Annotated in this window: 19 protein-coding genes and 1 pseudogene; 9 read left to right on the forward strand and 11 right to left on the reverse strand. The window is 70.2% G+C overall.

Translation table 11 applies throughout. From position 1 onward, the window contains the following. The first annotated feature begins 162 nt into the window (after positions 1-162). Positions 163-789 (forward strand): VanZ family protein, encoded by a 627-nt coding sequence (locus AB0F52_RS06330; RefSeq protein WP_360165153.1) that lies wholly within the window; start codon positions 163-165, stop codon positions 787-789. Here the strand turns inward: AB0F52_RS06330 and AB0F52_RS06335 are convergent. Further along, a complete protein-coding gene (locus AB0F52_RS06335) occupies positions 730-906 on the reverse strand; it encodes a hypothetical protein (protein WP_003058066.1) in 177 nt (58 codons plus the stop codon). The two genes, AB0F52_RS06330 and AB0F52_RS06335, sit on opposite strands and share 60 nt — an antisense overlap. A 117-nt stretch (positions 907-1023) precedes the next feature. Between AB0F52_RS06335 and mug the strand changes: the two genes are divergently transcribed. The 4 genes from mug (at position 1024) to AB0F52_RS06355 (ending at position 5044) form a co-directional block, all read left to right on the forward strand. Continuing rightward, complete coding sequence (gene mug / locus AB0F52_RS06340) at positions 1024-1584, forward strand: G/U mismatch-specific DNA glycosylase (RefSeq protein ID WP_360165157.1); 561 nt, start codon at positions 1024-1026, stop codon at positions 1582-1584. A gap of 266 nt (positions 1585-1850) precedes the next feature. Continuing rightward, complete coding sequence (locus AB0F52_RS06345) at positions 1851-2636, forward strand: response regulator transcription factor (RefSeq protein WP_360165160.1); 786 nt, start codon at positions 1851-1853, stop codon at positions 2634-2636. 159 nt (positions 2637-2795) lie between these two features. Then, entirely contained in the window at positions 2796-4631 is a 1836-nt protein-coding gene (locus AB0F52_RS06350; protein WP_360165163.1) for an acyl-CoA dehydrogenase, read from the forward strand. A 137-nt stretch (positions 4632-4768) separates the two neighbouring features. Further along, positions 4769-5044 carry a GlsB/YeaQ/YmgE family stress response membrane protein gene (locus AB0F52_RS06355; RefSeq protein WP_360165166.1) on the forward strand — a complete coding sequence of 92 codons (276 nt, stop codon included), beginning with the start codon at positions 4769-4771 and terminating at the stop codon, positions 5042-5044. A gap of 61 nt (positions 5045-5105) precedes the next feature. On the opposite strand, the gene AB0F52_RS06360 is transcribed toward AB0F52_RS06355, so the two are convergent. Beyond that, positions 5106-6521, reverse strand: coding sequence for an MFS transporter (locus tag AB0F52_RS06360; RefSeq protein WP_360165169.1), 1416 nt, complete (start codon positions 6519-6521; stop codon positions 5106-5108). Between the two features lie 134 nt (positions 6522-6655). On the opposite strand from AB0F52_RS06360, the gene AB0F52_RS06365 reads away from it, so the two are divergent. Continuing rightward, positions 6656-7498: a helix-turn-helix transcriptional regulator gene (locus AB0F52_RS06365; protein WP_360165172.1), complete on the forward strand. Its 843-nt coding sequence runs from the start codon at positions 6656-6658 to the stop codon at positions 7496-7498. Beyond that, positions 7495-8202 carry a leucine-rich repeat domain-containing protein gene (locus AB0F52_RS06370; protein WP_360165175.1) on the forward strand — a complete coding sequence of 236 codons (708 nt, stop codon included), beginning with the start codon at positions 7495-7497 and terminating at the stop codon, positions 8200-8202. The genes AB0F52_RS06365 and AB0F52_RS06370 overlap by 4 nt, the downstream gene beginning before the upstream one ends. 4 nt (positions 8203-8206) lie before the next feature. Here the strand turns inward: AB0F52_RS06370 and AB0F52_RS06375 are convergent, their stop codons facing one another. The 3 genes from AB0F52_RS06375 to AB0F52_RS06385 form a co-directional block, all read right to left on the reverse strand. Next, a complete protein-coding gene (locus AB0F52_RS06375) occupies positions 8207-10333 on the reverse strand; it encodes a VanW family protein (RefSeq protein ID WP_360166581.1) in 2127 nt (708 codons plus the stop codon). A gap of 397 nt (positions 10334-10730) precedes the next feature. Beyond that, positions 10731-11063 carry a co-chaperone GroES gene (locus tag AB0F52_RS06380; protein WP_103338050.1) on the reverse strand — a complete coding sequence of 111 codons (333 nt, stop codon included), beginning with the start codon at positions 11061-11063 and terminating at the stop codon, positions 10731-10733. Position 11064: 1 nt separating this feature from the next. After that, positions 11065-12894: an NHL domain-containing thioredoxin family protein gene (locus AB0F52_RS06385; protein WP_360166584.1), complete on the reverse strand. Its 1830-nt coding sequence runs from the start codon at positions 12892-12894 to the stop codon at positions 11065-11067. A gap of 165 nt (positions 12895-13059) precedes the next feature. On the opposite strand from AB0F52_RS06385, the gene AB0F52_RS06390 reads away from it, so the two are divergent. Then, positions 13060-13635 (forward strand): hypothetical protein, encoded by a 576-nt coding sequence (locus AB0F52_RS06390; RefSeq protein ID WP_360165179.1) that lies wholly within the window; start codon positions 13060-13062, stop codon positions 13633-13635. On the opposite strand, the pseudogene AB0F52_RS06395 reads toward AB0F52_RS06390, so the two are convergent. The 6 genes and pseudogenes from AB0F52_RS06395 to AB0F52_RS06420 all read right to left on the reverse strand — a co-directional run bounded on the left by AB0F52_RS06395 (position 13625) and on the right by AB0F52_RS06420 (position 20077). Further along, positions 13625-14088 (reverse strand): annotated as a pseudogene (locus tag AB0F52_RS06395) (SRPBCC family protein). The gene AB0F52_RS06390 and the pseudogene AB0F52_RS06395 overlap by 11 nt on opposite strands. Positions 14089-14295: 207 nt before the next feature. Next, positions 14296-14910 (reverse strand): hypothetical protein, encoded by a 615-nt coding sequence (locus AB0F52_RS06400; protein ID WP_360165182.1) that lies wholly within the window; start codon positions 14908-14910, stop codon positions 14296-14298. A 101-nt stretch (positions 14911-15011) separates the two neighbouring features. Beyond that, positions 15012-17315, reverse strand: coding sequence for an oxidoreductase (locus AB0F52_RS06405; RefSeq protein ID WP_360165185.1), 2304 nt, complete (start codon positions 17313-17315; stop codon positions 15012-15014). Positions 17316-17403: 88 nt separating this feature from the next. Beyond that, positions 17404-18177 carry an amino acid ABC transporter ATP-binding protein gene (locus AB0F52_RS06410; RefSeq protein WP_360165188.1) on the reverse strand — a complete coding sequence of 258 codons (774 nt, stop codon included), beginning with the start codon at positions 18175-18177 and terminating at the stop codon, positions 17404-17406. Then, entirely contained in the window at positions 18174-19112 is a 939-nt protein-coding gene (locus AB0F52_RS06415; RefSeq protein ID WP_360165191.1) for an amino acid ABC transporter permease, read from the reverse strand. Before AB0F52_RS06415 ends, AB0F52_RS06410 begins: the two co-directional genes overlap by 4 nt. Before the next feature lie 23 nt (positions 19113-19135). Beyond that, a complete protein-coding gene (locus tag AB0F52_RS06420) occupies positions 19136-20077 on the reverse strand; it encodes an ABC transporter substrate-binding protein (protein ID WP_360165194.1) in 942 nt (313 codons plus the stop codon). Between the two features lie 148 nt (positions 20078-20225). Between AB0F52_RS06420 and AB0F52_RS06425 the strand changes: the two genes are divergently transcribed. After that, positions 20226-21887 carry a circularly permuted type 2 ATP-grasp protein gene (locus tag AB0F52_RS06425; protein ID WP_360165197.1) on the forward strand — a complete coding sequence of 554 codons (1662 nt, stop codon included), beginning with the start codon at positions 20226-20228 and terminating at the stop codon, positions 21885-21887. Positions 21888-21893: the final 6 nt, after the last annotated feature.

The raw sequence follows: 21893 nt of genomic DNA on the forward strand, positions 1-21893 counted from the left end.
CGTATCGGCGCAAGCCGCATCCGGTTACGCCGGCATGACTTCGCTCACCCACGGTCCACCGATCGGCCGTGGACGGGTCGGCCGAGTGGCCGATGGCGGCCCCAGACCGTCGGGCTCTTCGACCGAAGCGGCACCCGGGGCAAGATCCATAGCGTCGGTGGCATGACGAACGCACAGCTCACAGCCCTGCAGTACGGCTTCATCGCCTTCCTCGCACTGTGGGCCGTGGTGCTGGTGCCGCAGCTGATCACCCAGCTCGCCCGGCACGGCGCCCCGCGGCTGCGCGGCCTCGCCACCACGGCGGCGGTGCTGCTCTACGGCTGCATGACGCTCGCGGTCGTCTTCCTGCCACTGCCGGGTCCCGGCACCCGCCGGCTCGGCCAGACCGTGCAGCTGCACCCCTTCCAGTGGATCGCCGACATCCACACGGAGCTGCTCAAGCACGGTGGGCAGTGGTTCACGACGCAGACGTTCCAGCAGGCGTGCCTGAACGTCCTGCTGTTCGTGCCGCTCGGGGTGTTCGCCCGGATCCTCTGGCGCCGCGGCCTGACCGGCACCGCGCTGATCGGTTTCGCGGCGTCACTGTTCATCGAGTTCACGCAGCTCACGGCCAACTTCGGCACGGCGCCGTTCGCCTACCGCATCTTCGACGTCGACGACCTCATGAACAACACGTTCGGCGCCGTCGCCGGCTGGGTGTTCGGGGCGCTGCTGCTGACGCTCCGGCGTTCAACGGTCGACGTGCAGCCGGCCCGGAGCGAGCGGGTCCACCTCGCCAAGACGCGCTAGCCGGGCTTTCCGCTGCAGCGCGGCCCGCTTGGCGGCCCGCCGGTCTTCCAGGACGACGACGAGCGCGGCCACGGCCAAGACCAGCGCGACCAGCCCGAGGACGATCGGAAGCTGCACGAAATCCTCCTCGGTACGGCGCTGTGCGGGAGATCACACAGGGTACGCAGGTTCGTGGTGAATTCGCTACCCCCCGCGACGAGGGCGGCGAACCCGGGCGTGCCGGAAACTGGTCGGGTGAGCACCCGACCCACGAAGGACCAGCTGGCCGCGGCGCACAACGCCACCATCCCCGACGTCATCGCCCCCGGCCTCGACGTCCTCTTCTGCGGCATCAACCCCGGCCTCTACTCCGGCGCGCTCGGCCGGCACTTCGCCCGCCCCGGCAACCGCTTCTGGCCCGCGCTCCACAAGGGCGGCTTCACCCCGCGGCTGTACGACCCCAGCGAGCAGGACCTGCTGCTCGACCTCCGCCTCGGCATCACGAACGTCGTCGCCCGGACCACCGCCCGCGCCGACGAACTGACCGGCGACGAGCTGCGCGAGGGCGGGAAGCTGCTGGTCGCGAAGGTGCTCGAGTACCGGCCGCGGTGGCTGGCCGTCGTCGGGATCACCGCCTACCGGACCGCCTTCGGCTTCCCGAAGGCGCGCGTCGGACGGCAGGAACACCGGATCGGCGACACCCACGTGTGGGTGCTCCCGAACCCGAGCGGGCTCAACGCCCACTGGACACCGGCCGGCCTGGCGGCCGAGTTCGCCGAGCTGAGAGCCGCATCCGCCGACTGTCGAAATCGTTGAACGCGCTGCGGGCCACCCTCAGTAGCGCCGACTGCCCCATCAGGCCACTTCCCGCCCGGCCGCGCGAACTCTCCATGATCGACTTCTACGGAAAGTTTGCTGTGACCGGCGGATTGGGCCATGAGGGGGATTTGGCGTCATGAGCTGCGCAATCGCGACTCGTACCAAGCAGGAGGAGTCACTTCCGGCCGGGTCCAAGCAGGGAACCGGACGGTGCCGGAGACGTCCGGCACCCGGGAGAGACCGCGCAGAGACGGAGGCCCACGATGCACGGCATCGAGCCCACCCGCAGGCCCGCGGGGCCGGCCGGACCAGGCGGGCGAAGCCTCGGCGTGGCGGTCGTCGATCCCGTGCCGATCTTCCGCGACGGCCTCGCCGCGCTCGTGCACCGCAACCAGGGGCTGCACTGGGCCGGGCAGGCCGCCAGCCACCACGCCGCCCTGCAGCTGTGCGAGCAGGTCAAGCCGGACGTCGTCCTCCTGGACTCGGCGCTCGACCCGAACTGCCACCTGACCAAACTGCTCAACACCGGCGACCCGGCGCTGATCCTGGTCATCCTGATCCGTGACGCGAATCGCACGCAGCAGTACCTCGCGGCCGCGATCGCCGCCGGGGCGCACGCGATCGTCCCGCGGTCGATCGATTCGCGGCGGCTCGCCGAAGCGATCCGGCGGGCGCACAGCGAACGCCGTTACATCGACCCGGCGCTCGCCGCCTTGACCGCCCGGCCCAAGCGCACGACCGCCCCGAAGGGCGACCTCGCCCACGACAGCCCGCCGGCGCCCCGCGGCGGGATGCCGCTGTCCAGGCGCGAGTACCAGGTGCTCCAGCTGGTCGCCGAAGGGCTGGAGAACTCGGCGATCGCGAAGCTGCTGTTCCTGTCCGTCGAGACCGTCCGGACCCACGTGAAGAGCATCTTGCGCAAGCTGTCCGCCCGGGACCGGACACACGCCGTGACGATCGCCTTCCGCGGCGGGATCCTGATCGCCCGCGCCGAAGACGGGCACGTCCCGGTGACGGCGGACACAACGGCGATCCCCGGCCACCCCTGACCTCTCTTTCCCAGGCCGAAGGCAACATTCGGGGGGATTTCCATTACTCGGAAGTGCGGATCTGCTTGCTCTGGTTACCCGCAGGTAATATCCTGAAGTTACCGGCGAGTAAGGCGACTATGTGCCCGGCCGGGGAGCCGAACACATTGGAGTGACGACATGGGCCACTACAAGAGCAACGTCCGAGACCTGGAGTTCAACCTCTTCGAGGTACTCGGCGTGCAGGAGCGCCTGGGCAAGGGCGTGCTCGCCGAATCCGACGAAGAGACCGCCCGCGGGGTGCTGTCCGAGCTGAACAAGCTCGCGACCGGCCCGCTCGCCGAGTCCTTCGCCGACGCCGACCGCAACCCGCCCGTGTACGACCCGAAGACGTTCAGCGTCAAGATCCCCGAGTCCTTCAAGAAGAGCTACAAGCAGCTCCTGGACGGCGAGTGGTGGCGCCTCGGCCTGACCAACGACCTCGGTGGCTTCGGCCTGCCCCCGACCGTGCAGTGGGCGGCGTCCGAGCTCATCCTCGGCGCGAACGCCCCGCTGTTCATGTACATGGCGGGCCCGAACTTCGCGATGATCGTGAACAAGAACGGCACCGAAGAGCAGAAGCACTGGGCCCAGATCATGATCGACCGGGCCTGGGGCGCCACGATGGTGCTGACCGAGCCGGACGCCGGCTCCGACGTCGGCGCTGGCCGCACCAAGGCCACCAAGCAGGAGGACGGCTCCTGGCACATCGACGGCGTGAAGCGGTTCATCACCTCGGCCGAGCACGACATGAGCGAAAACATCATGCACCTGGTGCTCGCCCGCCCCGAGGGTCCCGGCATCGAGACCAAGCCGGGCACCAAGGGCCTGTCGCTGTTCCTCGTGCCGAAGTTCCACTTCGACTCCAAGACCGGTGAGCTGGGCGAGCGCAACGGCGCCTACGTCACGAACGTCGAGCACAAGATGGGCATCAAGGCCTCGACGACCTGCGAGCTGACCTTCGGCCAGCACGGCACCCCGGCCAAGGGCTGGCTGCTCGGCGAGGTGCACGACGGCATCGCGCAGATGTTCCAGGTCATCGAGTACGCCCGGATGATGGTCGGCACGAAGGCCATCGCCACGCTTTCGACGGGTTACCTCAACGCGCTCGAGTACGCCAAGGAGCGCGTCCAGGGCGCCGACCTGCCGAACATGCTGAACAAGGCCGCCCCGCGCGTCACCATCACGCACCACCCGGACGTCCGCCGCTCGCTGATGCTCCAGAAGGCGTACGCCGAGGGCCTCCGCGCGGTGTACCTCTATACGGCGTCGTTCCAGGACCAGCTGTGGATCGGCGAGGGCGACCTGAAGCTCGCGCACGGCGTCAACGACCTGCTGCTGCCGATCGTCAAGGGCGTCGGCTCCGAGCGCGCCACCGAGCAGCTCGTGCAGTCGCTGCAGACCCTCGGCGGCTCCGGCTTCCTGCAGGACTACCCGATCGAGCAGTACATCCGCGACGCCAAGATCGACTCGCTGTACGAGGGCACCACGGCGATCCAGTCGCTGGACTTCTTCTTCCGGAAGATCGTCCGCGACAAGGGCCAGTCGCTGGCCTTCGTCGCCGGGGAGATCACCAAGTTCATCGAGTCCGAGGCGGGCAACGGCCGGCTCAAGAACGAGCGCGCGCTGCTCAAGCAGGCCCTTGAGGACACCCAGGGCATGCTCGGCTCGCTGATCGGCTACCTGACGGCGTCCCAGGAGGACCCGCAGAGCATCAACAAGGTCGGCCAGCACACGGTCCGCCTGCTGATGTCCGTCGGTGACCTGCTCATCGGCTGGCAGCTGCTCAAGCACGCCGAGGTCGCCATCGGCAAGCTCGACGCGGGCGCGTCCGCCAAGGACACCCCGTTCTACGAGGGCAAGATCGCCTCGGCCTCGTTCTTCGCGAAGCAGGTGCTGCCGGAGCTGACCGCCCGCCGCGCCATCGTGGAGGCCGCCGACAACGCGCTCATGGAGCTGGACGAAGCCGCGTTCTGATCAACGTGTTCCGCCGAAGGGCCCCTTCCACCCGGAAGGGGCCCTTCCGGCGTTTCGAGGTCGTACGGCCGGGGAATCTCCTCTCCGAGTTCGCGGGACCGAGTGGCCGGACCCGCGATCACCGAGAGGAGATAGTGATGACTGTCGCCGGCATCATCAGCGCCATCGTCGTAGGGCTGATCATCGGCGTTCTGGGCCGGCTGCTCGCTCCCGGCAAGCAGAACATCCCGGTCTGGCTGACCATCGTGATCGGTATCATCGCCGCCTTCATCGGTACGGCCATCGCGCGTGGTCTCGGCTACGCCGACACGAACGGCATCGACTGGCTGGAGATCCTCACCCAGGTCGTGCTGGCCGCGATCGGTGTCAGCATCGCCGCGGGCGCCTATGGCCGTCGTGGGGTAACCCGGTAACTTCCCGGAACTCAAGCCCGGCCGGTCCACCTTCGGGTGAACCGGCCGGGCTTTTCCGTGGCTACCGCCGGGCCGACGCGCGGGCGAGCGCGACGGCGAACCCGGCACCCACCAGCAGCAGTGCCGCGGCCAAGGTCATCGTCGTGGTGATGGCGTGGGCGGACGAACCACCGGCGAGCGTCAGGAAGAGACTCCCGAACGTCGCCACCCCGACGACCTGGCCCAGCTGCAACGTCGTCGTGAGCAGGCCGCTGGCGTCCGCCGCGCTTTCGAGCGGGACGTGGGTCAGCGCGTGCGCCATCAGGGACCCGAACGCCAGGCCCATGGAAAGGCCGAACAGCAGGAGCGCGGCGAAGAACAGCGCGCCGCCGTTTCCGCCGTCCTTCAGGCTCAGCCCCAGCAACGCGTACGCGACCGCCGATCCCACGTAGCCGCACGGGGTCAGTGCCGCGTGGACGCGCTCGGGCAGCTTGTGCCAGAAGAACCCGCACACGCCGAAAAGCACGCCACCGGGGGCCATGGTGAGCCCGGCGGCCAGGGCCGTCTCGCCGAGGCCCGCCTGCAGGTGCAAGGCCACGCAGAAGAGGAAACCGCCGTAGGACGCCACGCCGGTGGCCAGCGCGGCCAGTCCCGGTGCGACCCCGCGGACCCGCAGCACACCGAGGTTGACCAGCGGGTCGCGCACCCGGCGTTCCACGGCCACGAACAGCACCGCCAGCAGCACGCCCGCCGCGAGCGAGCCGAACGTCCACACCGGCCAGCCGGTTTCGTGCCCGAGGACGAGCGGCAGCACGATGAGCACCACGGCGGGCACGGCGAGCGCGAGGCCGGCGAGGTCGAGCCGGCGGCCCGCTTTCGCCGCGCCGCCGGGCACCAGCCGCAGGGCGAGCGCGGCCACGAGCACCCCGATCGGCACGTTCACCAGGAAGATCGGCCGCCAGCCCGCGCCGAAGAGGTCCGCGCCGACGAGCACGCCGCCGAGCACCTGACCGGCCACGAACGCGACCGAGATGACCGCGGTGTACGCGCTGAGCGCCTTGGCCCGCGCGGGCCCGCTGAACTGCGCCTGGATGACGCTGATGACCTGCGGCATCATCAGCGCGGCGCCGGCGCCCTGGGCGATCCGCGCGACGACCAGCGTCACCGGGTCCGGCGCGAAGCCGCAGGCCAGCGAGCAGACGGTGAAAGCGACGACGCCGGTGACGAACAGCCGTCGCCGTCCGAACAGCTCGCCGAGCCGGGCGCCGGTGATCAGCAGCATCGCGTAGCCCACGGTGTAGCCGGAAACGACGAGCTGCAGCGCGGCGCCGGACGCGTGCAGATCGGTGCGGATGTCGGTCATGGCGACGTTCACGACGGTGACGTCGAGCAGCGCCATGAACTGGCCGAGCAGCAGGACGGCCAGCATGAACCACGGCCGGCGGTCCGGCCGGGCGGCCCGGTCCGGGGTGGCCGGGGCAGGGGTGGTCAGTGTCATGCCTCTGACCTTGAGGTTCTTGGGTTGTGCACGGAGAGAGCCTGGTGATGCTGGTACTGGGAGCACCTGCTTCGGCAGCAGCGTGCGGAGTCGCGCCGCCGAAAATTGTCGTACCCCTCCGGCACCATGTCGGCATGACGTCAACGCAGGTCCACACGAGCCACCGAGAGGAACTCGGCCAGTTCCTCAAGGCGTGCCGGGCGCGGATCGGCCCGGAGGAGGTCGGGCTGCCGCCCGGCGTGCGCCGTCGCACGAGCGGGTTGCGGCGGGAAGAGGTCGCGCTGCTCGCCGGCGTCGGCGTCACCTGGTACACGTGGCTGGAGCAGGGGCGGCCGATCAACGCGAGCGCGCAGGTGCTCGACGCGGTGGCGCGCACGCTGCGGATGGACCACCCCGAGCGGGAACACCTGTACCGGCTGGCGGAGCTGACGCCGTCCCGGCTGCCGTCGTCGGTCGAGGTGGTGCCGGAAACGGTGTGCGAGGTGCTGCGCGCGCTCGATCCGCTGCCGGCCACCCTGATCAACGGCCGGTTCGACATCCTCGCGTCGAACGCGGCGCAGGAAGAGCTGTTCTGGGAGTGGCACAGCCTGCCCTGCCTGCACAAGAACCTGCTGTGGTGCTGCGTGACCGAGCCGAAGGCGCGGCAGATGCTGCTGAACTACGACGAGGAGGTCCCCCACATGGTCGCCCGGATGCGTGCCGAGTACGGCAGGCACATCGGTGACCCGGTCTGGGAAGAGGACATCCGGCGCCTGTCGGCGTTGTGCCCGGAGTTCGCCGCGTTGTGGGCGCGGCACGAGGTGGCGGAACCGCGGCCGCGACTGCGGGAGTTCCAGCATCCGCGGGCGGGCCGGATGCGCCTCCGGCTGACCGAGCTGGCGGTCTCGGAAGCTCCGGGCCTGCGCATCCAGGTGTCCACTCCGGACGACGCGGCGACGTGGGCGTTGCTGCCCTTGACCCGGCGGGAGGCATCGTGACGTACGCGGACCTGAGCGATCAGGGGCTGACGTCGGTGCCTTCGCTGCCGGAGGGCGTCACCCGGCTCGATCTGTACAAGAACTCGATCTCGGAGGTGCCCGGGTCGCTGTGGTCGCTGACCGGGCTGCGCGTGCTGAACCTCGCGGCGAACCGGATTTCTTCGCTGCCGCCGGGCATCTCGGCGCTGACGTCGTTGCACACGCTCGACCTGGCGCACAACCGGTTCGACTCCCTGCCAGGCGAGCTGGGCGAGCTGGCCGGGCTCACCGAATACCTGTACATCAGCGACAACCGGCTGACGAAGTTCCCGGATGCCTGGTGCCGGCTGGGCAAGCTGCGGTACCTGGGGTGCACGGACAACCGGCTCACCGCGCTGCCGTCGGACCTCTCGGGATTCGCGGCGCTGCGCGAACTCCGGCTGTACCGCAACGAGCTGGCCGCGCCGCCCGAGTCGATCGGTGCGCTGAGTGCGTTGCGGGAGCTGCACCTGCGCGGCAACCGGCTCACCGCGCTGCCGGACTCGATCGGCTTGCTGAGTGAGCTGCGTCAGCTCGACCTGCGGGAGAACTCGCTGACGACGTTGCCGGCGTCGCTCGCCCGGCTGTCCAAATTGGACAAGCTGGATCTGCGGTGGAACAAGCAGCTCCGGGAGCCGGCCTGGCTGCGCGACTTCGAGGAGGCGGGGTGCATGGTCCTTCGCTGACAACTCAACAGAGAACGGTCGGACGCGGCCCGTAGGTCGCCGTGTGCGACGTCCGGCGAAGCTCGGTGCCGCTCGCGAGGTCGTAAAGCACGCGCGTGTCGGTGACGCTGAAGCCGGACGAACCGATCGAGGGCTGGCACGAGCCGGCCCCGCCGTCGCCGAACTGGATCGGCGGCGGGTCACCGGGCGTCTGCGCTCCGGTCTGGCCCTCGACGCGGAAGTGGCGGGTGCCCCAGATCCGGACGGTCACCGAGTCGCCGGAAACGGTGGCCTGGATGGCGATGCCGGTCGCCGCGTCGTTGGTCAGCTTGAGCTCGACGGGGCTGCCGTCGGCGTTGACGGCCTTGGCGTCGCGGCCGACGGGGTAGCGGTCGAGGTAGTGGTCGTGCTCCAGGTGGCCGGCGTCGGCCAGGCCGCCGAGGTAGGCGGCGTTGTACAAAGTGGACGCCAGCTGGGAGACACCGCCGCCGACCACGGAGGGGCCGGTGCCGTCCTCGTCGACCGGAGCGGGCACGTAGCCGGCGTCCGCGGTGCGCGGGCCGGAGCGGCCGCCGAGGCTGAACGTCTCGCCGGGCTTGACGATCGCGCCGGACACGCGGGCGGCGAGCGTCCGGTTGTTCGTCTGGGCGCGGCCGGTCAGACCGCCGGTGGTGAACTCGCCGATGACCTCTTTGATGCCGAGCGCGCTGGCGGCGTCGGTGGTCACGCCGGGTTCCGCCGTGCTGTAGACGACCGGGAGATCTCGTCCGTCGGTCTTCTTGAGCACGTCGATCAGGGGGAGGAAGGTCTTCTCCCAGTTGATCTTGCGGGCGTCCTCGGAGGGTTCCACCGTCGGCTGGTCGCCGGTGAAGACGACCTGCGCGTCCTTGCCGTCGGTCTCGGTGCTCGCGAGCTGGTCCTTGAGGGCGGCCTGCAGCTTGCCCTGGTCGATCCGGACCTCGACGGCCCCGCCCTCGACCACGGCGAACTGGAACGACGACGCGATCGTCACGGGTTTCAGCGGAACGTCCTTGCCTTCGCCGTGCACGACGACCGGCTTCGCGACGGCGGGCACGACGATCTGCTGACACGCGGCCTGCACGCCGGCGGCGGTCGCCCGCACGGGCGTGATCGCCATGGCCAGCTTGACCCCACCGGGGTCGAGCCAGTGGTCGGTGACGGTCTGCACGGCGCCGGCCAGGTCGGTCAGCTGCTGGCCCTGCCGCGGCAGGACGGGGTGGGCGGTGACACCGCCGTCGCTGCCCGGGATCGGCGTGAACCCGACCGTGCCTTCGGTGGCGGGGTGGTTCAGCCTGCCCTCGGCCAGCTCCTGCACGGCCTGCCCGATCCGGTTCTGGTCGGTGCGCGTCGCCACCCCGACCTCGCGGCTGCTGAAGAAGGACATGATCCGCGTGATCGGACTGAGCGGCTGGTGCCCGGCGAGCCCCAGGGTGTTCGGCCAGTCGAGCCCGAGCCCGGACCGCGAGGGCACGAGTTCGGCCTGCACATCCCCACCGTGCACGGCGACGGGCCGGATCAGCCGCGGTTCGAGCTCTCTCCGCAGCTTGGCTTCGGCCTCGGCATGGCTGAGCCCCCCGACCTCGATGCCGGCCACGGTCACCCCGCGCGGCACATCCCCGGCGCTGACGGCGAGATCGATGGCGTAGAGGATGACGAAGAGGCCAAGGGCGAGCCCGACGGACATCATGGTCCGGGCAACGCCCTTGCGCAGCTTCCGGGCCGGGGTCTCCGGCGCCGGCGGTGGCGCGGGGTTCTCGAGGAGCTCGCCGAGCAGATCATCGGAGAAGAGATCGGTCGTGCCGGCGGCATTGTCGGGGGCACTATCGGGAACGGGCGCGGCGACAACGGGCGGCCAAGCGGGCACGACCTCGATCGCAGGCTCGGTCGCGGGTTCCGCGGGTGCCCCGGCCACAACGCCAACGGCCGCGACAGGTGGTTCGGCCACGGTCGACGGGTCGGCCGCCGAGGGCCACTCGATCACCCCGTCGCTGGCCGGCACCACAGGCGACACAGCCACGGTCGGCGGTTCGGCGACAGGCGGCAAGTCGGCCACGGTTGGCAGGTCAGCCGCGGTAGGCGACTCGGCCACCGAAGGCGGCGCCGCGCTCGGCGGGTCGGCGACAGCCGGCAAGTCGGCGACGGTTGGCAGGCCGGTCGCAGTTGGCGAGTCGGCGACAGCTGGCAAGTCGGCCACGGCTGGCAGGTCGGCCACGGTTGGCGGATCAACGACAGCCGGCAAGTCGGCGACGGTTGGCAGCTCGGCCACCGTTGACAGGTCAGCCACGGTCGGCGGGTCGGCCGCCGAAGGCGGCACCGCGCTCGGCGGGTCGGTCACCGGCTCCGGTGCGGCCGCCGCGGTGGTCCGCTCGGGCGCCCGTAGCTCCGGCTCGGCGTCGGGCCACACCTCGGCGGCCGTTGCTTCGAGCGTTCCGGGCTCGGCCGACGCACGAGCGTGGTCGGCTTCGAGCGTCTCCCCGCCCTCGCGTACCTCTTCGTCTGCCACGCGCCTGCCTTCCGCGGGACCCGACCTACAGGTAGAGCCCCGTCCCGTGCTCGGTGCGCTCGGTCGCCACCGCGTGGATGTCGCGTTCGCGCATCACCAGGTGCCCCTCGCCCTGGATCTCGACCTCGAGCTGGTCCTCCGGGTTGAAGAGCACGCGATCGCCGGTCTTGACGTTCCGCACACTGTTGCCCACGCCCAGTACATCACCCCAGGAAAGCCGGCGCGCGACCTGCGCCGTCGCGGGGATCACGATGCCGCCGCTGCTGCGGCGCTCCCCTTCTTCCGGCGACAGCCGCACGAGTACCCGGTCGTGCAGCATCTGGATTTCGAGTTTCGGCCCGTCAGACACGGCCTGCATGTTACCCGTCGGTCCTGGGCTCCCCGGCCATGACCAGGCTCAGTTCGCGCACCCCGCCGTCCTCGATCCGGACCGGGACGCCCCAGTCCTGGCGGGTGATCCGGCACGCCGGGTGCTCGGCGCCGCTGTCCGCGCTGTCGCAGCTCGCGGCCTGCGCGACGACCTGCAGCACGCCCTCCGCAACACCCGGGGCCAGGCGGATCTTGCGGTTCAGGTCCGTGCCGGTCCCGCCGCCGTCGGCCAGCAGCGATGGCGGCGACGCGCTGATCTCGAGCCGCGTCGACGGGCCGAAGCGGTCGTCCAGCTTCTCGCCCGGCGGGGCCGTGAACACCACCGAAAAATCGATCTCGCCCGGCGCGAGCACCGTCGGCGGGCGGCGCACCGCATGCGCGTCGCCGGTGACGACCGTCGGCCCGGACGACGAGTCGAGCGGGCTGAGCCGGTTGCCCGCGGACTCGACGACGAGCAGCTCGCCGTCGTGCAGCAGCAGGCCCTGCGGCTCGGCGAGGCCGGTGGCGATCGTGGTCACCTGGCGGGTGAAGACGTCGAAGCGGCGAACCGCGCCGTTGTAGGTGTCGGCGATCGCGATCTTGTCGCCGGGCAGCACGGCCAGGCCCAGCGGGTGCTGGAGCAGCGCCTGATCGGCCGGCCCGTCGGTGTGGCCGAAGGAAAACAGGTCGACGCCGATCGCGGTCTGCACGGTGAACGACTCGCCGTCGGGCTCGATCCAGCGCAGCGCCGACGTCTCCGCGTCGACGAGCCACAGCTTGTCGCCGTCCACGGCCAGGCCGGACGTCTGCGCGAAGAACGCTTCGCCGGCGTCGCCGTCGCGAAGGCCTTCGACGGTCGTCCCGGCGAAGCGGCGGATGGTGCCGCCGACCGGGTCGAACACGCTCAGCGTGTGGTTGCCCGCCATGGCGACGACGACCCCGCCCGCCGGACCCCACCAGGCGACGTCCCACGGGCTCGTGAGGTCGACCTCGGCGGCTTTGCCGGAGTCGGGGCCGCTGCGCCACTGCGCGCCGGTGCCGGCGACCGTCGTCACCTCGCCGGTGATCAGGTCGAGGCCGCGCAGCCGGTGGCCGGCCGTGTCGGCGACGACGGCGTGGTAGCCGACGCGCTCGGCGATGTCGTACGGCAGGAGCGCGATGCCCGACGGCTCGGTGAAGGTCGCGATGTCGAACGGACCGTCCTGGCTGCCGCGGGCCCCGCTGCCGAAGCGGCGGATGACGGTCTCACCGTCCGAAGCGAACTCGACGATGGCGTGGTGCCCGGTGTCGGCGACCAGGACGCGCCCCTCGGCGGTGGCGACGGCCTTGCTCGGGAACCGCAGCTCGCCGGGCTGCTCCTCGACCGGCACGTACGGGCTGCCGCCGCGGCGCAGCGTCCCCTTGGCTTCGTGCTTCTTCAAGAGGTCCGCGATGACGCGGCGAAGCGCCTCTTCGTGCCCTTCGCCCGCGGCGACGTGCACGACGTACCCCTCGGGGTCGACGACGACGAGCGTCGGCCAGGCGCGGACCGCGTACTGCGACCACAGCTCCATCTTGGGGTCGTTGACCACCGGGTGGTGCACCTCGTAGCGGCGGACCGCGGCCTCGATCGAGGCGCGCTCGCCCTCGTGCAGGAACTTCGGCGAGTGGACACCGATGGTGACCAGCACGTCCGCGAACTCGGCTTCCAGCGGACGCAGCTCGTCGAGCACGTGCAGGCAGTTGATGCAGCCGCTGGTCCAGAAGTCCAGCAGCACGACGCGGCCGCGCAGCTCGGCGAGGGTGATCGGGCGGCCGCCGGTGTTCAGCCAGACATCGCCGCGCAGCTCGGGGGCGCGCACGCGGCTCTGCGGTCGGGGAGAAGTCACGCCATGAGTGAACTACACGCCCTCACGCTCTGTTCCGCGGTCCGCCCTGATGAGAGAACAAACTCACCCGGACGTGGGTCCCCTGGTCAGCGCGAAAAAGGAGGCGCGGGCGGGTGAGCCGCCGCTTAGGCTCGGGTCATGACCCCCGTCCAGCCGGCCGGCGCCCTCACTCCGGAGGAGGCGCGGCACCTGCAGGAGAACCTCCGGGAACCCGTGCGTCCCGGGCTGAGCGAAGCCGAGCTCGACGACGTCGAGCGCCGGTTCGGCTTCCGCTTCGCCGCGGACCACCGCACGTTCCTGGCCGCCGGCGTCCCGATCGGCGACCGCTGGCCGGATTGGCGCTGCGGCAACGCCGAGCAGCTGCGCAAACGTTTGGCATGGCCGGTGGACGGCGTGCTGTACGACGTCGAGCACAACGGGTTCTGGCTGCCGGACTGGGGCACGCGCCCGGTCGGCCCGGAGGACGCGGTCCGCGAAGCCCGGCGGCGCCTGGCCGACGTGCCGCAGCTGGTGCCGGTGTGCGGGCACCGGTACCTGCCCGGCCTGGCGGGCACGGTGGGTTACCCGGTGCTGTCGGTGTACCAGACGGACATCATCGTCTACGGCAGTGACCTGCGGGATTACCTGCACCGCGAGTTCGCGACGGGCGGCATCAGCACGGCCCCACCGGACGGCCCCCGCTACATACCGTTCTGGTCCCGCTTCATCGACTAGCTTCGGCGGCGCGCTTCAGCCGAGCCAGGGTGGCGGCGATGTTGGCGGCGTTGGCCCGTTCCCGGTCCCAGACCCCGGTGACGGTCGAGGTCGCGACCTTGAACCACGCCGCCCGCCGCTCCCACATGCTTTCGACGACGACGCAGCCGTCCCGAGCGGGTTCGAAGTCGTACTGCCAGCGCGCGACGGGCAGCCCGGCGACCGAGGTGACCTCGAAGCCGAACCGGGCTCGGCGTCGGTGATGGTGGACAGGGTGCTCCACCGCCGGAGCCCGCGCCGGTTGCGCCCGCGGAACCTGGCGCCGACGGCGGGTTCGCGGTCGGTGCCGACCCACCGGTGCCCGGCGTACTCCTCGGCGAGGCCCGCCAGCTGCCCGGGGTCGCTGACCAGCGAGTACACGGTCTCGGGAGCTGCATCGATCTCGATCCGGCCGGTGGCGTTCGGAGCGTTCAAGGGGACCTCCACACTGAGGGTACATACCGAGGGTATGTCAGAGACCGGCGTTAGGGAACGGCCTGTGGATGCCGGAAGGGTGATGTGGACAGCTTCGGCTGAGAACGCTTCTGCGGGCCGGATTGTCGGACCTCGCCGATAGACTGGACCTGGGGACGCCCCCCGGAGAGGGTGGGGGCTGGTTGGGGGTCCTTGGCGGGCCCGGGCTCAGTTTTCCCGGCGCAGCATGCGGCCGACGCCGGCCGCCACCTGGCTGCGCGGGAACTCCCTCGAGCTGCGGCGATGGTGGTGTGGCCGGTGGTGCGCGGTGGGTGCGGACGCGGGAGGCGTCGTCGTTATAGGTGACGGCGCGGACCAGCCGGTTCTCGATGTCCCGGTGGCCGCGTAGGTGGGCGGCGATGCCGGTGGGGTCGCCGTGTGCGCTGGTGAGGTTGGTGACGCCGTGGACGGTGCGGGTTTCGCGTTTCCTGCCGGCACGGTCGGTGCGGGAGCGGGTGACGGCGAAAACCCTTGCCGCGGCGGGGAACCCGCGATCATGGGGGCGGGGGAGGACTTCGTTGATGCGTTGCTCGATGCGGCCCCGCCGGTGCGGGCGAATGTGCCACGCACGGACTTGCCGTCCACCGCGATCACCTCCGGTGCGCCCTGCCCGCTCACCTGCCGGCGGATCCATGCGCTGATCGTGGCGTCCAGGCGGACTCCGTCCACGATCGACAGCGCTCCCGCGGCCACCGCCGACGCCGCGATCGTCAGGATCGACACCAGCGAGTGCCACCACACCACGACGTTGGCGTGGATCAGGCACCCGAGCCAGGTAACCACGCAGGCCAGCGACCCGCTCAAGATCGACCGGGCCGCGGCTTTGCCGGACCACTGGGGAGGGTGGGGCGGAGGCTGGTTGGGGGTCCTTGGCGGGCCCCGGCTCAGTTCTCCCGGCGCAGCATGCGGCTCACGCCGGCCGCCACGGTGGTCGCCAGGATCCAGCCCGAGGCCGTGAAGCCCGCCGCCACCCACTTGTCCGTGTCGTGCATGTACCACTTGGACTTGTTGCCGAAGTCGACGATCGGGACCAGCAGGTCCGCCGTGTAGATCACCGGGTTCCACTGCAGCCCGGTGTCCTGCTGGTTCACCACGCAGCGGGGCCCGCTGGCGACGTAGCGGCCCGTGCGGTCGTGCACGCAGTCGTCCGAGCCCAGACCGAACCACAGGCTGCCCAGGACCAGGAGCGTGAAGAGCCAGCCGAGCGCGCGGACCGGGCGGTAGCCGTAGCCGACCATCGAGCGCTGGAGCCAGCTCCAGAGCCGCACTCCCGGGCCGAAGAACTTGAAGCCGCGGGCCAGCGCCTCGTAGCGGAACTGCTGCTTGCGCAGGGCCACCGTCGAGGCGTGCTCTTCGTTTCCCGCCGCGCGGAGCATGTGTGCCAGCTGGTCGTACGGGCCCGGCCGATACCCGCGCATCGCGCTGCGCAACAGCTCGATGCGCTCGTCCAGGGTCTTGTCGTCGTCGAGGGGGATGCCCTTCTTGAGCGCGTCGTAGCGGAAGTCCTCCAGCTCGATGCCGTCGGAGGCCGCCCAGAACTGGTTGTTGTCGCTCAGCGTTCCGCAGTGGGCTCGGCGCAGGACGATCCGGCCCGTCGGGGGGCTGCTCGGGGTCAGGATGAACTCGTCCGAGGCGACGTCGCCCGCGTCGAGGGCCACGCCGAACGGTGGTAGCGAACCGAGCTGGGAACCGCGCAGGTCCACGCGCCGGGCGACCTGGGCGCCGTCGAGGTTGACGCCGCCTTCGGCCACGAACGGGCGGCCGTTGTTGTCCCGGAGCGTCAGGTCGCGGCCGACCCGGCCGGTGCGGACGTCGAGGGAATAACTGCTGGTCGCGCGGCGGCCCGGATCCGTGAGCCGGGTGCCCGCGAGGTTGATGCTGCCGCCGACGTCCACACCCTGCAGGCGCAGCGTGCCGTGGATGGTGGCGTCGGTGAGCTGGAAGTTGCCCGCGATCTTCGACCGCCGGGCGGAGAACACGTCGCGGCCGGGGTGGCGGAACATCGAGTTCCAGGCCAGGAAGTTGCCGCCGACGGTGACGTCGGCCAGGCGCAGCTGCCCCGCCGGGACGCGCAGGCTCGTCGCCTCGATGTCGCCGCCGATCTCGGTGCCGTCCAGGTGCAGCGCACGGTCGTAGTACGGCACCGTCTTGCCGCGCTCGACCCGGATCTCGGCGCCGGCCAGCCGCAGCGAGCCGCCGATCCGGGCGTTCACCATGCGCAGCGTGCCCAGGGCCTGCAGGCCGTCCGACAGCTCGACGTTGCCGTCGACGCGCATCCGGTCGGCGACCAGCGCCGGCCGGGGGTCGATGTACGGGTCGTTGGACTTCCACGCGTCGACGGCGATCGGGCCGTGCTGGGACACCGTCAGCTTGGCCTCGCGCAGCGAGATGTCGCTGTCCACGGTGGCGCTCGGCAGGTACATGATCCCGGTGGCGGAGAACCGCTTGCGCTGGCTGGCCGGCCCGTAGTTGTCGACTTCGCAGAGCAGGCTGCCGCCGATGTGCAGGCCGTTGCCGTTGAGCGCGAAACCGTCCGGGTTGTTCAGCGTGGCGCCCGAGAAGTTCACGTTACCGCCGGTCCGCACGCCGGGGAGCCGGACTTCGCCGTTCGCGACCATCCGGTAGGCCAGCAGCGCGCCGGTCAGCACGAGCCGGTCGGCCTGGATGGCCTTGCCGTGCGGGTGGGAGATGACGGTGCGGGTGAGCACCATCGAGCCCTCGATCACCGCGTCGGTCAGGTTGACCGCGGCGTTCGGCATGCCGCGTTCGCGGTCGTCGCCGCGCTGCACGGTCGTCTCTTCGATCTCCCGCCGGTCGCCGTCGACCTGCACGACGCTGCGGATCAGCCGGACGTCGTTGCGGCTGCGCATGTTGCGGGCCTTGAGCCCGGGCAGCCAGCACTTGCGGAACACGAGCCCGAGCAGGTTCGCCTCGCGCACGTCCGGCGGCTGCTCGAACCGGCAGCGCTCGAACCGGAACAGGTACTTCAGGTCCGCGGCGCGCAGGTCCAGCGTCCCGGTGATGTAGGCGTCCTCGACGTAGACGATCGGGGCGTTCGTGGCCTGACGCCGCCAGCGCATCAGGCCCGCGTTGCCGGGTTTCAGCAGTTCGGAGGCCTTGACCTCGTAGCGGCGGTCCGGGATGCCCGCGAAGGGGTCGAGCGGCGGCAGCGCACTTTCGGTCGACATGCGGGCTCCCCCTCCCTCACCCCGCCATCAAGGTAGCGAAGAAACGGCGGAAACGGTGCCGGAACACCGTTTCCGCCGCCCACATCCCTCAGGCGTTGGGGTTCAGCACCCGGGCGAGAAACGACTTGGTCCGCTCCTCGCGCGGGCTCCCGATGACCTGCTCGGGCGGTCCCGCCTCGACGACGACCCCGCCGTCCATGAACAGGACCTTGTCGGCCACCTCGCGCGCGAACTGCATCTCGTGCGTGACGACGACCATGGTCATGCCGTCCTTGGCGAGCTGCTTCATCACGCCCAGGACGTCGCCGACGAGCTCCGGGTCCAGCGCGGACGTCGGCTCGTCGAACAGCATCAGCTTCGGCTGCATCGCCAGCGCCCGGGCGATCGCGACCCGCTGCTGCTGCCCGCCGGACAGCTGCGCGGGGTAGCTCTTCGCCTTGTCGGCGAGGCCGACGCGGTCCAGCAGCTCCAGCGCGCGCTCCCGCACCTGGGCCTTCGGCTCGCGCCGGACCTGGATCGGCGCTTCCATGATGTTTTCGAGCGCCGTCATGTGCGGAAAGAGGTTGAAGCGCTGGAACACCATGCCGATGTCCTTGCGCTGGAACGCGACCTCGTTCTCCCGCAGCTCGTGCAGCTTGTCGCCGCGCTGCTTGTAGCCGACGAGCACGCCGTCGACGTAGAGCCGGCCGGCGTCGATCTTTTCGAGGTGGTTGATGCAGCGCAGCAGCGTCGACTTGCCCGAGCCGGACGGCCCGATCAGGCAGAGCACCTCCCGCTCGTGCACCTCGAGGTCGATGCCCTTGAGGACGTCGACGCTGCCGAAGCTCTTGTGGATCTTCTGCGCGGAAACCACGGGGGTCATGTGACGTTCCCTCCACCCCGGCCGAACAACCGGCTGCCCAGTCCGGTCCGCGGGGTGACGGCCCGCGAGGTACCCCGGGCGAAGTACTTCTCGATCTGGATCTGGATGGCGGTCAGGATCGACGTCATGAACAGGTACCAGATCACCGCGGTGAGCAGCAGCGGGATCGTCTTGAAGTTCTGCGCGTAGATGGTCTGGACCGCGACCATCAGCTCGTAGTAGCCGATCGTGACCACCAGTGACGTGGTCTTCAGCATCGCGATCGTCTCGTTGCCGGTGGGCGGCACGATCACCCGCATCGCCTGCGGCAGCACGATGCGCCGCAGCGTGGTCGTCCGCTTCATGCCGAGCGCGGACGCCGCCTCCAGCTGACCGCTGTCGATCGACTGGATCCCGCCGCGCACGATCTCCGCCATGTACGCGGCCTCGTTGAGCCCGAGGCCGAGCAGCGACGCCGTGAACTGGTTGATCAGCGTGTTCGTGTCCCACGAAACGAACTCGGGTCCGAAGGGGATCCCGAGGCCGAGCCGCGGGTAGGCGAACGCGAGGAAGTTCCAGAACACCAGCTGCGTGATCAGCGGGGTACCGCGGAACAACCAGATGTAGATGCCGGCGGCGCCCTTGGTCAGCGGGTTCGGAGACAGCCGCATGACCGCCAGCAGGACCCCGCCCACGATGCCGATGAGCATCGAGATCACGGTCAGGATCAGGGTGTTCTGCAGACCGCGCAGCACGCGGTCGTTGAACATGTAGTCCCAGACGGTGGGCCAGCCGAAGTTGTCGTTCGTGACGATGCTGCGAACGACGATGAAGGCGACGAAGAGGACGACCACCCCGGCCACCCAGCGCCCGTAGTGGCGCACCGGGACGGCCTTGATGGGCTTGGTGTCGACGGCCTCCCGCTCATCGGGAGGCGCGTCGGAAGAACTGGACACTCGCTGAGCCCTCTCTGCCCGGCTCAGGAAGCCGCCGGGTTGAGTTCCGACTTGGTGACCGCGCCGGCCCCGGACAGACCCCACTTGTCGAGGATCTTCTTGTAGGTGCCGTCGTCGATCAGAGCCTGGACCGCCGCCTGGACCGCCTTGCCGTAGTCGCCGCTGTTCTGCTTCAGGATGATGCCGTAGGGCGCCGTGTCGTACGGCTCACCGACGACCTCCAGCTGCCCGTTCGTCTGCTTGACCGCGTAGTCGACGACCGGGGAGTCGGCCAGCTCGCCCTGCACCCGCTTCGCGGTGAGCGCGAGGTTCACGTCGGTCTGGGCCTGCAGCTGGGTGACGTCGATCGCCGGCTTGCCCGCCGAGGTGCACTTCTGCGACCGGGTCTGCAGGTCGTCGACCTGCGTGGTGCCCTTCTGCACGCCCATCTTCTTGCCGCACAGGTCGTCGACGTTCAGCTTGTCGGGGTTGCCCTTCAGCACGCCGAGCGACGTCCCCGCCTTGTAGTAGCTGACCATGTCGACGATCTGGAGCCGTTCGGCGTTGACGCTGAACGACGACATCGCGAGCTCGTACTTGCCGGCCTGGATGCCCGGGATGATCCCGTCGAAGGCGGCGTTCTGGAACTCCATCTTCAGGCCGAGCTTCTGCCCGATCGCGGTGCCGAGGTCCACGTCGAAGCCGGTGACCTTGCCGCTCTCGTCCTGGAACTCGTTCGGCGGGTAGCTCTGGTCCTGGCCGACCAGGATCTTGCCGTCCGTCTTGACCGCATCCGGGACCATGGCCGCCAGCTTGTCGTCCTTGGCGACCGCGCCCAAGTCACCGCCGGCGCCCGGGGCGGCGGCTGAGCTGCTGGGCTTGACGTCGCCCGCGCCACTCCCTCCCGCTCCGCACGCCACGGTCAAGCCGACCAGGGCGAACGCAGGCAGCAGGGCGATCGCCTTGAGCTGGGTTCCTCGGGCCACGTCGTCACTCCTCGTAGTTCTCAGTTCGTGAGAGCACGCATATTGCCACTCATCCATACCAAAGCACAGCACTGTGAAGTTACGGCGATGTTTACGACGGCGCGCGTCGCACCGCGGGTATCGCGCCCACCCCGTGGCGTGAGTAAGGATGTCGACCATGAACGCCACCCCGCCGCGGCTGCCCCCGTCCGGTCGACGCGCGAGGACGACGGCGACCAGCCGGATCACCCGTCCGGGAGACCGGTTCGAGGGATACCTCTCGCCGGCGCGGCCGCACGCCGGCGCGTACGACGAGATGTTCGCCGCCGACGGCACGGTCCGCGGCCCGTACCGGGCGCTGTACGAATCGATCGCGGCCCTCGACGCGCACGACCTCAACTCGCGGTCGCTCGCGCTGGACCGGGCGATGGTCGACCAGGGCATCACGTTCTCACTGTCCGGGCAGGAGCGGCCGTTCCCGCTGGACCTGGTGCCGCGGGTGATCCAGGCGGCCGAGTGGACGAAGCTCGAGCGTGGCGTGGCTCAGCGCGTCCGCGCGCTCGAGGCGTTCCTCGCCGACATCTACGGCGACCGCCTGATCCTGCGCGAGGGCGTGCTGCCGCGGCGGCTGATCACCTCGTGCGAGCACTTCCAGCGCGAGGCGTTCGGCATCAACCCGCCCAACGGCGTGCGCATCCACGTGTCCGGTGTGGACCTCGTGCGTGACGAAGAGGGCACGTTCCGCGTGCTGGAGGACAACCTCCGCAACCCGTCCGGGGTGTCGTACGTGATGGAGAACCGGCGCACGATGGCCCGGGTGTTCCCGGACCTGTTCGCCCAGCACCGCGTGCGACCGGTCGGCGACTACGCGTCGCACCTGCTCCGGGCCCTGCGCGCGGCGGCCGCGGCGAACGTCGCCGACCCGACGGTCGTCGTGCTCACCCCCGGCATCCACAACTCGGCGTACTTCGAGCACTCGCTGCTGGCCCGGCTGATGGGCGTCGAGCTCGTCGAGGGCCGTGACATGTTCTGCCGCGACAACGTCGTCTACCTGCGGACCACCGAGGGGGAGCGCCAGGTCGACGTCGTCTACCGGCGGATCGACGACGAGTTCCTCGATCCGGTGCACTACCGGCCGGACTCCGTGCTCGGCGTCGCCGGCATCCAGAACGCGGCCCGCGCGGGCAACGTCGTCGTGGCGAACGCCATCGGCAACGGCGTCGGCGACGACAAGCTCGTCTACACGTACGTGCCGGAGATGGTGAAGTACTACCTGAACGAGAAGCCCCTGCTGCCCAATGTGGACACCTTCCGCTGCTGGCTGCCGGACGAGTTCGACCACGTCATGGCCCACATGGACGAGCTCGTCGTGAAGCCGGTCGAGGGCTCCGGTGGCTACGGGATCGTGTTCGGCCCGGAGGCGACGAAGAAGGAGCTGGACACGCTGCGGCGCAAGGTGCGCGCGCACCGGCGCGGCTGGATCGCGCAGCCGGTGGTCCAGCTCTCGACCGTGCCGGCCAAGGTGGCCGACCGGCTCGCGCCACGACACGTCGACCTGCGGCCGTTCGCCGTCAACGACGGCAAGGAAATCTTCGTGCTCCCCGGCGGCCTGACCCGGGTGGCGCTGCCGGAGGGCAGCCTGGTCGTCAACTCTTCGCAGGGCGGTGGCTCGAAGGACACCTGGGTGCTGGCGTCCCGCGCGTCCACCGCCGAACGCGAGCTGGAGCAGCCCGCACTCGGTGCGATGTCCACTGTGGATGGACTGGTCACCGAGCAGGGGCCGGAGCTCACGACGTCCCAGCAGCAGCAACAGCAGCAGCAACAGAGCTAGGGAGGT

Source organism: Amycolatopsis sp. NPDC024027 (genome assembly GCF_040638975.1).
In the GTDB taxonomy this organism is placed as follows: Bacteria; Actinomycetota; Actinomycetes; order Mycobacteriales; family Pseudonocardiaceae; genus Amycolatopsis.

What these genes read in the sequence shown, in the direction of transcription:
- AB0F52_RS06350 (WP_360165163.1), top strand. Translation starts at nt 2,796, where the DNA reads ATGGGCCACTACAAGAGCAACGTCCGAGACCTGGAGTTCAACCTCTTC.
- AB0F52_RS06355 (WP_360165166.1), top strand. Translation starts at nt 4,769, where the DNA reads ATGACTGTCGCCGGCATCATCAGCGCCATCGTCGTAGGGCTGATCATC.
- AB0F52_RS06390 (WP_360165179.1), top strand. Translation starts at nt 13,060, where the DNA reads ATGACCCCCGTCCAGCCGGCCGGCGCCCTCACTCCGGAGGAGGCGCGG.
- AB0F52_RS06405 (WP_360165185.1), bottom strand. Translation starts at nt 17,315, where the DNA reads ATGTCGACCGAAAGTGCGCTGCCGCCGCTCGACCCCTTCGCGGGCATC.
- AB0F52_RS06365 (WP_360165172.1), top strand. Translation starts at nt 6,656, where the DNA reads ATGACGTCAACGCAGGTCCACACGAGCCACCGAGAGGAACTCGGCCAG.
- AB0F52_RS06330 (WP_360165153.1), top strand. Translation starts at nt 163, where the DNA reads ATGACGAACGCACAGCTCACAGCCCTGCAGTACGGCTTCATCGCCTTC.
- AB0F52_RS06410 (WP_360165188.1), bottom strand. Translation starts at nt 18,177, where the DNA reads ATGACCCCCGTGGTTTCCGCGCAGAAGATCCACAAGAGCTTCGGCAGC.
- AB0F52_RS06380 (WP_103338050.1), bottom strand. Translation starts at nt 11,063, where the DNA reads ATGCAGGCCGTGTCTGACGGGCCGAAACTCGAAATCCAGATGCTGCAC.
- AB0F52_RS06345 (WP_360165160.1), top strand. Translation starts at nt 1,851, where the DNA reads ATGCACGGCATCGAGCCCACCCGCAGGCCCGCGGGGCCGGCCGGACCA.
- AB0F52_RS06360 (WP_360165169.1), bottom strand. Translation starts at nt 6,521, where the DNA reads ATGACACTGACCACCCCTGCCCCGGCCACCCCGGACCGGGCCGCCCGG.
- AB0F52_RS06425 (WP_360165197.1), top strand. Translation starts at nt 20,226, where the DNA reads ATGTCGACCATGAACGCCACCCCGCCGCGGCTGCCCCCGTCCGGTCGA.